Below are 13,329 nucleotides of genomic sequence, written 5' to 3'. Positions count from 1 at the left end.
TTATTTCTTTTTGATTTCGTCGTCTATTAGTTTTTTTAATGCTTCCAGTTCTTTTTTGCTGAGGTCTGTTTCCTGAGTAAAAAATGAGGCAAACTGACCTGGACTATCGTTGAAAAAATTTTTAATGAGTCCGTTTACGTGTTTAGAGAAATAGTCTTTCTTCTTTACCAAAGGGTAGTATTCCCTGCTTCTACCATAGCTTTTGTATGCGATATAACCTTTGTCCGTCATCCTTTTTAAAAGGGTGGCTATGGTGGTGGTCGCTGGTTTGGGTTCTTCGTAGGAGTCCAGTAAATCTTTCATAAAGGCTTTTTTTTGCTTCCATATGATATTCATTAGTTCTTCCTCGGTTTTTGATAGCTGCATTTCTACGTTCTTAGAATTAACTCTACAAACATAGAATAAAAATTTTAATTCTACAAGTGTAGAGTTTAATTTTTGATTTTGCGTTAGGGATAGAAATGGAAAGCCCGGATTTTCCCGTAAGGGTAAAACGGACTTGTAATGTATAGCCCGACCCTTTTTTAGGGTAACGCCCCAAACATATATCTTGCTTGATGTAAAAAGATTAAGTTTGTTCCTTAAATTCATTTTTAATGAGTGTATTGACCGATTTACAGGAGCGCAGCGGTACTGCTTGTGAGCTTTGTGCCGCAACTACAGATTTAGATATTTACGAGGTGCCACCAGTTTCTATTAGTGGGCTGGACGTAAGTCTACTGGCTTGTAATACCTGCCGATCGCAAATTGAAAAAGCAGCTGAAATGGACCCTAACCATTGGCGTTGTTTAAATGACAGTATTTGGAGCGAGTACGATACGGTTAAGGTAGTGGCGTGGCGAATGCTTCAAAGATTAAAGAAAACGGAGGGCTGGCCAAACGATTTGTTGGACATGATGTATTTGGAGGATTCTGTCTTGGAATGGGCCAAAGCTACGGGGGAAGGACTTTCTGAAAATGAAAAAATTATTCACAGAGATGTGAACGGCGTTATTCTAGAGAATGGAGATAGTGTAGTACTTATCAAAGACCTCAAAATAAAAGGGTCCAGTCAAGTGGCCAAACAAGGTACGGCCGTTCGCAGAATTTCACTTGATTGTGAGAACGCTGAATACATTGAAGGCAAAGTGGGACCCACACAGACCGTTCTCATTACCAAATACGTGAAAAAAATATAATTTTAGAAACTAGAATACAGCTTGTTCTTATTCGTGTTCTAAAAGCGCAGCCATCTTGCTTTTATTTAAGAATTCATCTCCGTAAAGTATTGATAGAAATACGGAATGGTCTCTATACCTTTTAAATAATTCCACACGCCAAAATGCTCGTTAGGGGAATGAATGGCGTCGCTATCCAGGCCAAACCCCATGAGAATGGTTTTACTTCCAAGTTCCTGCTCAAAAAGGGATACAATGGGAATGCTACCACCACTACGTTGCGGAATAGGTTTTTTGCCAAAGGTAGTTTCGTAGGCTTTTGAGGCCGCTTTGTAACCAATTGTATCTATAGGCGTAACGTAGCCCTGACCACCGTGATGGGGAGTCACCTTTACCTTGACTCCCTCGGGGGCACTATTTTCAAAATGGTTTTTGAAAAGTGTCGTTATTTCTTTCCAATCCTGATTGGGTACCAAACGCATGCTAATTTTGGCAAAAGCCTTACTGGCAATAACGGTTTTGGCACCTTCGCCAGTATAACCTCCCCATATACCATTGACATCTAGTGTGGGGCGTATGGCATTGCGCTCATTGGTCGTATACCCTTTTTCCCCATAAACTGCGTCAATATCCAATGCTTTCTTATAGGCTTCCAAACTAAAAGGGGCTTTGGCCATCTCCGCTCGTTCCCCTGTAGAAAGTTCTTCTACGTTGTCGTAAAAACCTGGAATGGTAATACGATTATTCTCATCATGCAGACCGGCAATCATTTTGGTTAAAATATTGATGGGATTGGCCACTGCACCACCATAAAGGCCGGAGTGAAGGTCTCTATTGGGACCCGTAACTTCTACTTCAACATAACTTAAACCTCTTAGTCCGGTAGTGATAGAAGGAATATCGTTAGCGATCATGCCCGTATCCGAAATAAGAATAATATCGTTGGACAGTTTTTCCCTATTCTCGGCAACGTAAATGGCCAGATTGTTACTACCCACTTCTTCCTCGCCCTCTATCATGAATTTTACGTTACAGGGTAGCCGACCTGTTTCTACCATAAGTTCCAAGGCTTTTACGTGCATGTACATCTGCCCCTTGTCATCACAAGCACCTCTAGCGAATATGGCCCCTTCTGGATGTAGGTCGGTTTTTTGGATGACAGGTTCAAACGGTGGTGAGTTCCATAAGTCTAATGGGTCTGGCGGTTGTACATCATAATGTCCGTATACCAAGACCGTAGGTAAGGTTTCGTTTATTATTTTCTCTCCGTAAACAATAGGATAGCCTTCTGTTTCATGAATTTCCACTACATCGCAACCCGCCTTTTCTAGTGCGTCTTTTACGGATGCTGCCGTACGAAGTACATCTTTGGAATAGGCATTATCCGCACTTATAGAAGGTATTTTGAGTAAATTGATGAGCTCCTCTACAAAGCGTTTTTTATGTTGGGAAATGTATTCGGTAATGTTTTGCATGTGACGTTGTTATAAGTAGCTGCAAAAATACAAAAGAAGATGTTCTATAACGGACTTATTTAGGACCCACTTTTCGATTATGTTTTCTCATTAGTATTGTTCTCCATGTAGCGTTGATGTTTGCTCGAGTCAGGTGTAATGGGATAGGAAACTTTTCTTGATATGTGATATTCCCTAAGAAAAAGAAGAATAGATTTTTTGATAAAACCTTATGCGTGAATTTCAAATTTTACTTTATATTTGCATCCCGTTTTAGAACGGATAAGCAGGCGTGGTGGAATTGGTAGACACGCTAGACTTAGGATCTAGTGCCGCAAGGTGTGAGAGTTCGAGTCTCTCCGCCTGTACAAAGTAAAAGCTCTTCGGTAAACGGGGGGCTTTTTTAGTTAGGAATAATCCGTATGCTCACTGCATTTAAGGAGAGGCAAGTCTCGGAGTTTATCCTGAGCGAAGCCGAAGGGCCTGTACAGAGGGAAAAGCCGACTTTTAGAAGTCGGTTTTTTTGTTTTTACGCTTTTGGATTAGGATAATTATCGGATTGATCTTCAATGGTCTCGTCCATGCACACGAAATCCTTTTCTACTAAAAGCGAAAGCTCGGAATTATCGGCCCTGACCGAGGTATGCCTAAAGCCTATTTCATTAGAGGCATACCAACCCACACTCATTTCTTTGGACATGAATAGGGTAATCGTATTGTCTTTAAACTCCGCATCTAGGACAGCAGTAGCTTCTTTGGCTTCCAAAACATAAGTGAATACCGAATTACCAAAGTTCGTAGATTCTTCATAACGCCCCGTTGCACAAAAAGTCTCCACTTCTGATTTTGTTAACCGGTATCGTATGGAATTTCCTCTAATCCTTATTTTCATCCTTTTCTTTTTTTGGACCAACCCCTTAGTAAATTCGTTCAGGGTCTCTACTTTTTCTTCAAAATCTCCTTTTATAGTTTTGCGGTATTCGTTGAGGTTCTTTACCAAATCATCGATATTTTCCGGAATCACATCTTCAAAGAATTGGCGCAAGCGCTTGGCCGTTGTTGGCGATTTTCCATTCGTGGAAATAGCGACTTTTACATTGCCTTTGGTAACGATACCTCCCATATAAAAATCGCAAAAAGGTGGGTTGTCCGCCACATTCACTAAAATAGAACGTTTTCTGCAATCTGCATAAACTTGTTCGTTTACTTCTGGAAATTCTGTTGTTGCGATGACAAGGTGTTTTTTTCTCAAAAACCTCTTTTTATAACGTCCCTTATGCATTTTTACATGGTGCTTTTCGGCCAATTCAATGGTGCCCTTGCGATACATTGGAGAAATCATTTCCACTTGTGCATTAGGACTGGATTTTAGTAAAAAGGTCAGTTTCTCCTCAGCAACGTTGCCTCCGCCCACAATTAAAATATGCAATTGCGACACTTTTAGAAAAACGGGATATAACTCATTCTGTTCCATTCGAGATTGTTTTTTGTTCACTTTTGTAATTAATGGTCACACGTGTTCCCTTTCCCGGTTCGGAATGTATAAAGAGACGTCCGTTAATGTAACTGATGCGCTCTTTCATAAAGAAAAGCCCCATACCGCCTTCGCTATTGTTTTTGGGCACATCGTTCAAGATGTTGGTATCAAAACCTTTGCCGTCGTCATCAATAACAATGCTTAAAATAGCTTCCTTAAAATTGATGGTGACGAGAATATAGTTCGCCTGCGCATATTTTATGGCATTATTAACGGCCTCTTGGGTAACCCTATAAATATTAGTTTCAGCAAGGGAGTCCAAGCGGATGTTGGTGTCCGATTTATTTTCGAAAAGAATTGTTTTTCCTGTGAGTTTAGAGAGTTCTACGGTCATTTTCTGGAGGGCCGGAAAAATACCGTGATCGCTCAATTCCGGAGGTGTCAAATTAAACGTAGCGGTACGCACACCTTTGATAAGGTCAGCGGTAAGGTTTTTAAGGTAGGATATTTTCTCCACTGATTTTTCTTTGTTCGCAAGGTCGATAGACTCTATATTAAATCGTAATGCCGTTAGCATCTGACCAATACCATCATGAATATCTTTGGCGATGCGTTTGCGTTCTTCTTCCTGACCCTCCACTATTTGACTGGCCTGGCGTTTCTTTTGAAGCATACGTTCCTCGAAATTATCTTGGGTCAATTGCTCAAGTTTCAAGGCGTTTTGCTTACGCTGGGTAATATCGGAGCAAAGAATTAAGATGCTCTGTTGCCTGCTTGCTTGGTGCATGGGTATAATGGACATGTCAAACCAAATGCGCTTACCATCTAATGTGGTCAATGCCATCTCCTCATTTCTAATATTGTTTTTTCTATTGCTTTTAAAAATTTCTTTTAAGTACTGTTGCTGACCCTCGTCCGTAGTCAAAAGTTCCGATAAAGGCTTGTTCAACTGGGCTTCTTTAAGGTTCAGTAAGTGCATAAATTTTTTGCTTATGAAAACAACGCTTCCATCGTTTCTGGCACTTGCAAATAGGGCTGCATTATCGATTACAAAATTGAGTTCTTGTAACTCTTTTAAGGCTTTTCCCTGCTCCGTTAAAAGCGTTTTTATTTTTTCAGCGTTGGTGTTCGATTCCGTTTGTGCACGCATCAACTTGGAAATCGTTTTGCGTATCTGTACCGACAGCGGTCTAAAAATAAAGAACATTTCCAGAAGCAAAATCAAAAGTGAAAAAGCAAGAAGCCAATATTCTTTTCTTTTCAAGTTCTGTAATTGCGCATTACTACGAGCATCATACTTGTTCACTATATTGTCCATCATCCACAAAAAAGTCCGTTCGTTTTCTAGGAGAATGGTTTTTTGCTCATTAAAATCTTCTGTTTGGCCTTTTTGGGATAAAATTGTTTCTATGGCGCCGACCATTGCCTTGTGGTGCGGGTCTATTTCTTCGAAAAGGGATAGAATTTCAGTATTCTTTTCAACGGGAAGTCTCATTTTCCTATCCCCGGATTGCAGCCCTTGATGAGATGCTTTCCAAACCGTTAAGGTTTTCTCTATTTCCGATATGATTTGTTGCCTATCTATAGGGATGTTGGTTTCTTTAAGCAGTAATATTTCCTTTACCAACTTTTGGCTGAATGCCCGTTGACGACCGGCAACGTTAATGACCCGTGAATCGTTGAGTTGGGAGTTTAAGTGCGCTTGTATTAGAATTTGCGCAATGATAATGGTTAGAGCAATACCGGCCAAGGCCAAAAGATACCACTTACGAATCCTCTGAAAGGTCGTAGTGTCAAGTGGCTTCTCATGTTTGCTGTTCGCCATTGCCGTTTTTATTTAAAAGGGTAGTTTATGCGCTACCTATCGCCTTGGATACTAAATTTATGGAGTTTTCTGATAAGGGTAATTGTAAGGCGGCCCCATGCCCTTTTTTAGACATTTTACGCCATGTTTTTTGAAGAATATCAATAGTTTTTTCCTCGGGATGTTTTTCCGCGAAAGGTTCAAAGTAGTGTTCTAAAAATACGAGGCAAATGACATCTTCCAAGGTTTGGGTTTCTTCGTTCTTCTTTAATTGCTTTTTTTCTAAAAGGAATTTAACTTTTGAAATGATTTCCTCTGTATAACCTACCTCAGTTAAAATAGCAGCTGCCTTTTCTGCATGGAATTTCTTAAGTGCCTGTCGCCAACGTAGATATCCCTCTCGGTTCATTTCGTAGGAATCCCTGCCAATCTCCCAACGGCAGATGTGCTGGCACCTTGCCGTTAATTGTAAGGCTTCGGAAGCGTTGGGTTCAAAACTATTGAGCTGCATTGTCATCCGTTGCGCGTACAACAGTTCTTTCGGATAGGTTTTTCCATCAAAAACTTCGGTATTTGGGTCTTGTTGATTGGCCTCGTCAAAAAGATGAAACGCACGTTGAAGTCTATTGGAAGCGGACATATTATTCGGTTTAGGCCAAAACTATTCAGAAAAGCCTACATACACAACGTCATTTTCAACTTTTACGGGATAGGTGGCAATTGCCTCCAAGTCACCGTTCAAATGCTTTCCGGTTTTCAAGGAGAAATTGTTCTTATGCAAAGGGCAGGCTACCTTCGCTTCCATTTGCTCATCACCTATCATTCCCCGAGAGAGTACCATTTCCATTTTATGCGGACAAAGATTTTGACAGGCATACCAAGCGCCTTCTCTTTTAAAATTAAAGACTGCGATTTGTTTGTCCTTATATTTAATGCACGCACCTCCATTTTCGGGAAATTTAGAGGTGGCTGCCGCTTTGAACCAAACCTTTACTTCCTCGGGTTTTACGGTTTCATAAGTATTTAGATTTGTAATCATAGTTTTACGGTTTAAAATCTCGAAGGGACAGAAAATTTTTATTTTTTTTGACTGATTTTCTATCAATTTATTTGACTTAGGGGTTGGCTCAGCGAAGCCCTAAACTAAGCCCATTCTTTAGGCATTTTCTGTTCTCGTAGCGATACAAACTCAATGTTATTGTCCGTTTCCTCAGAATTGACAAAATGGGTATAACGTTCTCTTATTTCAGGTGTTTCTACGGCTTCTTTCCATTCACATTTGTACGAATCCACTAAAGCTTGCATCTCGGTATCCAGCTCAGCGCAGATGCCTAAAGAATCATTAATGATCACGTTCTGTAGATAGGTGATACCTCCTTCCAACTTTTCCAACCAAGGAGCGGTGCGCTGCAAGGGTAAGGCTGTTTTAATATAGAACATGATAAAGCGATCTACATATTTTATAGCGGTTGCCTTATCAACTTTTTCAGCCAGTAATAAGGCATGTTTAGGATTGGCACCACCGTTGCCGCCAACATATACGTTCCAGCCGCCTTCTACAGCGATGAAACCAAAATCCTTTCCCCTAGCTTCAGCGCATTCCCGAATGCATCCGGAAACGCCTCCTTTGAATTTATGTGGGGAGCGAATGCCTTTATAACGGTTTTCAATTTCCACGGCAAAACTTACACTCTCATCCATACCGTAGCGACACCAGGTGGAACCTACACAACTTTTTACGGTTCGGAGCGATTTGCCATAAGCTTGCCCCGTTTCAAATCCTTCTTTGATAAGTTCTTCCCAAATTAAAGGAAGCTCATGCAGTTTAGCACCGAACATGTCAATGCGCTGACCTCCTGTAATTTTGGTGTACAGGTCATATTTTTGTGCAATCCTACCCATGGCCATCAACTGCTTTGGTGTAATTTCTCCGCCTGCTACTCTAGGAACCACGGAATAGGTGCCATTGCGTTGTATGTTGGCAAGGAAACGGTCGTTGGTATCCTGAATGGTATTTTGTTTATTGGCTGTTTCGTTGTAGATACTGGCGAAAATAGCGGCAACGGCAGGCTTACAAACTTCACATCCATGACCTTTGCCCACGGTATCCAACAATTCATCATAACTTTGGATGCCCCTCAATCTAACGATATCGAATAGCTCTTGACGGGAATAATCAAAATGTTCGCAAATCTGGACTTTTACCGTTTTCCCTAGCGTTTTCAAGCTTTCGGTTATCAGGTCCGTTACCATAGGTTTACAACCACCGCAGCCTGTAGCCGCTTTGGTCGCTTTAGCGACCGCTTTTAAATTCTCATTACCATCTTCTAGGACAGAACAACAAATGGCACCTTTGGTCACTGCTTCACAAGAACACACTACAGCCGTGTCCGGTAAGTCCATAGCACTACCAAAAGAGGCACCACCCTCACCACGACCGCCAATAATAAGGGCTTCGGGATGTTCGGGTAAAGGCATTTCGTTCTGGTACATTTGGAGGAGCATATTGTAGTCATCCGCATCGCCTACCAAAATACCCCCTAATAGTTTCTTACCGTCATGGGTAACGTTGATACGTTTGTACAAGCTCTCTGTTTTATTTTCGAAAATGATGGAATGTCCTTTATCCGCAGGCATAAAGGGCACTCCGAAACTGGCAACATCTACACCGATGAGTTTTAGTTTGGTAGACATATCTATTGCTGCGGCCATGACCGTGTCTTTCTTGTCAAGAATCTGGTCTACCGCAACTTGCGCCATTTCATATCCCGGAGCTACAAGACCATATATCATTTGGTTGTATAGTGCAACTTCTCCAATAGCTAGAATATTAGGGTCAGAGGTTTCCATTTTGTTATTGACCACAATTCCGCCCCGTGTTCCCATTTCTAGACCGGCACTTTTTCCCAGTTCATCCCTGGGGCGTATGCCGGCGGATATAACCAACATATCCACGTCCAGAGCATCGTCCTCGCCAAATTCCATGCCACTAATTTTACCATTGCCAAGAATTCTATTTGTGGCTTTGCTCAGATGGATATGAATGCCCATGGACTCCAATTTTACTTGAAGTACTTTACTACTCCTACTATCCAACTGCCGGGGCATCAATTTAGGCGCAAACTCTACCACATGTGGTTCAAGACCCATATCCATTACTGCTTTTGCTGCTTCCAAGCCCAAGAGACCACCACCTAGAATGGCCGCTTTTCCGCCTTTGATGGTAGCTGCATAGGCCAGTGTATCTTCTAAATCTTCAATAGTGCGATAAACGAAAACGCCATTTTTCTCCACTCCGTTGATAGGAGGTACAAAAGGAACAGAACCCGTGGCCAATACCAAGTAGTCGTAGGTAAATGTGCCATCTTTGGAGGTGGTTATCGTTTTGGCTGTCCTGCGTATTTCAGTAACCCGTTCACTTGTATAAAGTTCAATGCCATTTTCTTCGTACCAACTCCTTGGTGCAAGGCTCAAACGCTCTGCATCTCCGTCTTCAAAGAATTCACTTAAATGAACACGGTCATAAGCAACTCGGGGCTCTTCCCCAAAAACGATGAGCTTATATTCGGTATGAGCTGCTTGAGCTACAAATTTCTCACAGAACTTATAACCCACCATTCCATTTCCAACGACTATAATAGTTTTCATGTGCTTCGATTTAAAACTAAAACACAATATTACGTATTAATACGTATTTTTAAAGTGTTTATTTGAAAATAAATACGTACTCTTGTTGTCAAATTGATAATATAACCGAAATAATACGATAGGATTATGACCAAAATAGAGCCTAAAGTAAGTTTAGTAGGAGCGGGCCCAGGAAGTGAAGACCTCATAACAGTAAGGGGTTTACGTGTTTTACAAATGGCCGATGTGGTGTTGTACGACGCACTCGTAAGTAAAGAATTATTGGCGGAAGTCCCGCCTTCGGTTCCTAAAATATACGTAGGTAAACGCTGTAGTCAGCATTCGTTCACACAGGATGATATCAATATATTAATCGTGGAGCATGCGTTTAAATATGGACATGTAGTAAGGCTAAAAGGGGGCGACCCTTTTGTCTTTGGTAGAGCTCATGAAGAGATAGCATATGTGGAGTCTTTTGGTATATCGGTTAGTGTGGTGCCTGGAATTTCTAGTGCGCTGGCCGTACCTTCCGGTCAAGGTATTCCCATGACACGAAGAGGGGTGAGCAGTAGTTTTTGGGTAATGACCGCGACCAAAAGAGACGGTTCTTTCTCAGAGGATTTAAGGTTAGCGGCCAAATCTTCTACAACAATGGTCATTTTAATGGGTGTGCGTAAACTAATGGAAATTGTTAAAGAGGTGAGTAGATACAGAGGTTCCCAGACGCCTATTGCCGTAATCCAGAACGGTACTATGCGCAATGAACAATGTACGGTAGCTACTTTAGAAGGCATACAGGAATTAAGTAATGGTATCGATGTTACAAAGCCTGGAATAATTGTGATTGGAAATGTTGTAGCGGAGCACCCCTCCTTTTTTGAAGATGAAGTGCAACGCGTATTGCATTCTAGCTTATAGTACTACCTTAATATATATATAATGCTTGTTCTTTACAGAAAAGAACGGCTGTATTTCCTAAAAAAATCTGAATTCCTCAGTTTCGTTCTCCTTTTTTTCTCAATTCTCAATTTTTAATGAGCAGATTACTTCATCCTCATAAAAATACGTATGAAAGCACATTTTATAGTGAGTTAAATACGTATTAATACGTATAAGTACGTATTTTTGATTTGTTGATAATATGTATAACCAAAAATCTATTGAATATGAAAACCATCTTAACTAAGGTATCGTTACTAGTATCCATGGCATTTCTTTTTATAGCCTGTGGGGGTAAGGATGCCAAAAAAGCAACTACAGAGTCTGCTATTGAAGAAGTAGCCTCTAAAACAAAACAACTTGATATTGAAAAACCACAGCTTACGTTCGGGTTTATCAAATTAACGGATATGGCTCCTTTGGCTATAGCCAAGGAAAAGGGATTTTTTGAGGATGAAGGTCTCTTCGTTTCTGTGGAAGCACAGTCCAATTGGAAGAACGTACTAGATCGTGTCATCGATGGTCAATTGGATGGTTCTCATATGTTAGCCGGCCAGCCCATTGCGGCAGGTGCCGGATTTGGAAGACAGGCGCAGCTGGTAACGCCATTTTCAATGGACCTGAACGGAAACGGAATCACGGTCTCTAACGATGTCTGGTCAAAAATGAAACCCAATGTTCCTGCCGATGCTTCGGGAAAACCTATTCACCCTATTAAAGCAGATGCCTTAAAACCGGTTATTACGGAATATAAGAACAGTGGTAAACCTTTTAAAATGGGAATGGTTTTTCCGGTTTCTACGCACAATTATGAAATACGTTATTGGTTGGCCGCAGCTGGGATTCACCCAGGAATGTATACTGCCGAAAATGTTCAAGGACAGATAGACGCCGAGGTGTTGTTATCGGTAACGCCACCACCTCAAATGCCTGCTACGTTGGAATCTGGAACTATTTATGGCTATTGTGTAGGAGAGCCTTGGAACCAGCAAGCGGTTTTTAAAGGTATCGGGGTGCCAGTTACCACCAACTACGATATCTGGAAAAACAATCCGGAAAAGGTATTTGTAATGACGAAGAAATTTGTAGATGACAACCCTAATACCGCTATTGCAGTGACCAAAGCTCTTATTCGCGCAGGGAAATGGTTAGACGAGCCATCGAATAGAGCGGAGGCAGTAAAGATTTTATCCATGTCCCAATACGTGGGCGCGCCAGAGGAAGTACTGGCGAACTCCATGACAGGAACGTTTGAATTTGAAAAAGGCGACAAGCGAGAGATGCCAGATTTTAACGTATTCTACAAGTACAATGCTACCTATCCTTTTTACTCTGACGGGATTTGGTTCTTGACCCAAATGCGGAGATGGGGACAGATTCCTGAAAAGAAATCGGCGGATTGGTATGGTGAGACGATAAAAGACATCTACCGTCCTGATATCTGGAAAAAAGCTGCGGATTTATTGGTGGCCGAGGGTCAGATTCCAGCAACGGACATTCCCGAAACCGATGGTTACAAACCGGTAACGAGCGATTTTATAGACGGAACATCGTATGATGCTAAAGACCCTATAGGTTATATCAATAGTTTCTCCATCGGAAATAAGGATTAAAAAAGAGCATACCTAATCGAAGCAAAGCAAAGTAGTATGGAACAAGAAATCACATTAAAAAAAGAGAATCAGGGCCTTGCGTTTTTGAAACCGTTGGTGGCTAAGTTGACGCCCAAATTTCAAAAAGGAGATGTAATCGCATCGCTTAAGAAAACAGGTATTACCATCCTTTCTATAGCCCTATTCCTAGGATTATGGCATCTGGGTTCAAAAGCACTCTATAACAAAGAGGCCAATTTTAAGATTGAAAAGGCCTTAACGGAGCAAGGGCAGGCGGCGGCCGATGCAGAAAGAGCCTGTATCGCATCTGGGGATAGCAGTTGCCAACCGAACACCTTACCATCGCCTTCACAAGTGTGGGCCTCTTTACAGTCTCTAATAGCGGACCATAAGGTAATTACTGCGGATAAAGCTGCTTTTGAGGAAAAAATGGCTACTATGAACGCCAAACTGATAGCCCAAGGTAAAGATGCCATCGTGTATACGGGTCGTGCTTCTTTTGTGGATATTGTTCTAACGAGCATTAAAACCGTTTTTGCCGGATTTTTACTGGCCCTGTTGATTGCGGTTCCTATCGGAATTATTATTGGTTTGAGTCCGTCGTTGCGGAGTGCCTTCAATTGGTTCATTCAGGTTTTTAAACCGGTGTCGCCCGTAGTTTGGTACCTCTTGGTTTTTATGATCGTAAAGACCTTGTATATTGGCGATAGTTCAGACAATGCCTTTGTAATTTCCTTTATCAGTGTGGGCCTTTGCGCCATGTGGGCTACTTTGGTCAATACCGCAATGGGCGTTTCTTCCGTGGATAAAGATTACATCAATGTCGCCAAAGTATTAAAGCTAGGTACTTTTCAAAAAGTCTTTAAGGTGATTTTACCCTCCTCTTTACCCTTGATTTTTACAGGATTGCGAATTACGCTTTCCGTGGCATGGATGGTACTCATCGCTATTGAGCTTTTGGCACAGAGCCAAGGATTGGGATTATTTGTGTGGGAGGAATTTCAAAATGGGGCCAACGACTCGAATGCTAAAATTATCGTGGCGATGTTCATTATTGGAATCATTGGTTTCCTTTTGGATAGATTAATGTTAACCGTTCAAAATATGGTTTCATTTAATAAAAACGAAGGCGTCTGAAATAGATGAAAGACCGCTGTGCTTTTAGATATAAGACTAGAAGAACTGTCCGGTAGAGCGTAGTCGTCGAGACCTATTCAACTTACGAAATACGAAAGGAAAAGTCTGAAGTAAAAATACT

Annotated in this window: 11 protein-coding genes, 1 tRNA gene and 1 pseudogene; 5 read left to right on the top strand and 8 right to left on the bottom strand. The window is 41.4% G+C overall.

Annotated elements, in window-relative coordinates:
* The gene (locus EJ994_RS10660; RefSeq protein ID WP_126592412.1) at positions 1–366 is read right to left on the bottom strand and encodes a BlaI/MecI/CopY family transcriptional regulator; all 366 of its coding nucleotides are present in this window, start codon (positions 364–366) and stop codon (positions 1–3) included.
* Positions 367–596: 230 nt separating this feature from the next.
* Here EJ994_RS10660 and EJ994_RS10655 point away from each other — a divergent pair, with 230 nt between their 5' ends.
* The gene (locus tag EJ994_RS10655; protein WP_126592411.1) at positions 597–1,178 is read left to right on the top strand and encodes a PhnA domain-containing protein; all 582 of its coding nucleotides are present in this window, start codon (positions 597–599) and stop codon (positions 1,176–1,178) included.
* A gap of 65 nt (positions 1,179–1,243) precedes the next feature.
* On the opposite strand, the gene EJ994_RS10650 is transcribed toward EJ994_RS10655, so the two are convergent.
* A complete protein-coding gene (locus EJ994_RS10650) occupies positions 1,244–2,632 on the bottom strand; it encodes a dipeptidase (RefSeq protein WP_126592410.1) in 1,389 nt (462 codons plus the stop codon).
* A gap of 265 nt (positions 2,633–2,897) precedes the next feature.
* Between EJ994_RS10650 and EJ994_RS10645 the strand changes: the two genes are divergently transcribed.
* Positions 2,898–2,979, top strand: a tRNA-Leu gene (locus EJ994_RS10645).
* Positions 2,980–3,140: 161 nt separating this feature from the next.
* On the opposite strand, the gene EJ994_RS17780 is transcribed toward EJ994_RS10645, so the two are convergent.
* The 6 genes and pseudogenes from EJ994_RS17780 to nirB form a co-directional block, all read right to left on the bottom strand.
* Entirely contained in the window at positions 3,141–3,503 is a 363-nt protein-coding gene (locus tag EJ994_RS17780) for a DUF7009 family protein (protein WP_126593704.1), read from the bottom strand.
* Positions 3,504–3,509: 6 nt separating this feature from the next.
* Positions 3,510–4,085, bottom strand: a pseudogene (locus tag EJ994_RS10635) (bifunctional precorrin-2 dehydrogenase/sirohydrochlorin ferrochelatase); the annotation flags it as partial.
* A complete protein-coding gene (locus EJ994_RS10630) occupies positions 4,072–5,913 on the bottom strand; it encodes a type IV pili methyl-accepting chemotaxis transducer N-terminal domain-containing protein (RefSeq protein ID WP_126592409.1) in 1,842 nt (613 codons plus the stop codon). The gene EJ994_RS10630 and the pseudogene EJ994_RS10635, both read right to left, overlap by 14 nt.
* A 25-nt stretch (positions 5,914–5,938) precedes the next feature.
* Entirely contained in the window at positions 5,939–6,532 is a 594-nt protein-coding gene (locus tag EJ994_RS10625) for a DUF4202 domain-containing protein (protein WP_126592408.1), read from the bottom strand.
* A 21-nt stretch (positions 6,533–6,553) separates the two neighbouring features.
* Positions 6,554–6,931, bottom strand: coding sequence for a nitrite reductase small subunit NirD (gene nirD, locus EJ994_RS10620; RefSeq protein WP_126592407.1), 378 nt, complete (start codon positions 6,929–6,931; stop codon positions 6,554–6,556).
* A gap of 104 nt (positions 6,932–7,035) precedes the next feature.
* On the bottom strand, positions 7,036–9,540 hold the full coding sequence (gene nirB, locus EJ994_RS10615) for a nitrite reductase large subunit NirB (RefSeq protein ID WP_126592406.1): 2,505 nt from the start codon (positions 9,538–9,540) through the stop codon (positions 7,036–7,038).
* A 126-nt stretch (positions 9,541–9,666) separates the two neighbouring features.
* Between nirB and cobA the strand changes: the two genes are divergently transcribed.
* From cobA to EJ994_RS10600, 3 genes are all read left to right on the top strand, one after another.
* Complete coding sequence (gene cobA / locus EJ994_RS10610) at positions 9,667–10,437, top strand: uroporphyrinogen-III C-methyltransferase (RefSeq protein ID WP_126592405.1); 771 nt, start codon at positions 9,667–9,669, stop codon at positions 10,435–10,437.
* A 248-nt stretch (positions 10,438–10,685) separates the two neighbouring features.
* Complete coding sequence (locus tag EJ994_RS10605; RefSeq protein WP_126592404.1) at positions 10,686–12,071, top strand: CmpA/NrtA family ABC transporter substrate-binding protein; 1,386 nt, start codon at positions 10,686–10,688, stop codon at positions 12,069–12,071.
* 36 nt (positions 12,072–12,107) lie between these two features.
* Positions 12,108–13,208 carry an ABC transporter permease gene (locus EJ994_RS10600; RefSeq protein WP_126592403.1) on the top strand — a complete coding sequence of 367 codons (1,101 nt, stop codon included), beginning with the start codon at positions 12,108–12,110 and terminating at the stop codon, positions 13,206–13,208.
* Positions 13,209–13,329 lie beyond the last annotated feature (121 nt).

Source organism: Maribacter sp. MJ134 (assembly GCF_003970695.1).
Classification (GTDB): domain Bacteria; phylum Bacteroidota; class Bacteroidia; order Flavobacteriales; family Flavobacteriaceae; genus Maribacter.
The sequence above is the reverse complement of the archived record's forward strand: the minus strand, read 5'-3'. Positions and strand labels throughout refer to the sequence as shown.

Excerpts from the sequence above, each read along its gene's own strand:
- cobA (WP_126592405.1), top strand. The coding sequence starts at position 9,667 with ATGACCAAAATAGAGCCTAAAGTAAGTTTAGTAGGAGCGGGCCCAGGA.
- EJ994_RS10630 (WP_126592409.1), bottom strand. The coding sequence starts at position 5,913 with ATGGCGAACAGCAAACATGAGAAGCCACTTGACACTACGACCTTTCAG.
- EJ994_RS17780 (WP_126593704.1), bottom strand. The coding sequence starts at position 3,503 with ATGAAAATAAGGATTAGAGGAAATTCCATACGATACCGGTTAACAAAA.
- nirD (WP_126592407.1), bottom strand. The coding sequence starts at position 6,931 with ATGATTACAAATCTAAATACTTATGAAACCGTAAAACCCGAGGAAGTA.
- EJ994_RS10650 (WP_126592410.1), bottom strand. The coding sequence starts at position 2,632 with ATGCAAAACATTACCGAATACATTTCCCAACATAAAAAACGCTTTGTA.
- EJ994_RS10655 (WP_126592411.1), top strand. The coding sequence starts at position 597 with ATGAGTGTATTGACCGATTTACAGGAGCGCAGCGGTACTGCTTGTGAG.
- nirB (WP_126592406.1), bottom strand. The coding sequence starts at position 9,540 with ATGAAAACTATTATAGTCGTTGGAAATGGAATGGTGGGTTATAAGTTC.
- EJ994_RS10660 (WP_126592412.1), bottom strand. The coding sequence starts at position 366 with ATGCAGCTATCAAAAACCGAGGAAGAACTAATGAATATCATATGGAAG.
- EJ994_RS10600 (WP_126592403.1), top strand. The coding sequence starts at position 12,108 with ATGGAACAAGAAATCACATTAAAAAAAGAGAATCAGGGCCTTGCGTTT.
- EJ994_RS10625 (WP_126592408.1), bottom strand. The coding sequence starts at position 6,532 with ATGTCCGCTTCCAATAGACTTCAACGTGCGTTTCATCTTTTTGACGAG.
- EJ994_RS10605 (WP_126592404.1), top strand. The coding sequence starts at position 10,686 with ATGAAAACCATCTTAACTAAGGTATCGTTACTAGTATCCATGGCATTT.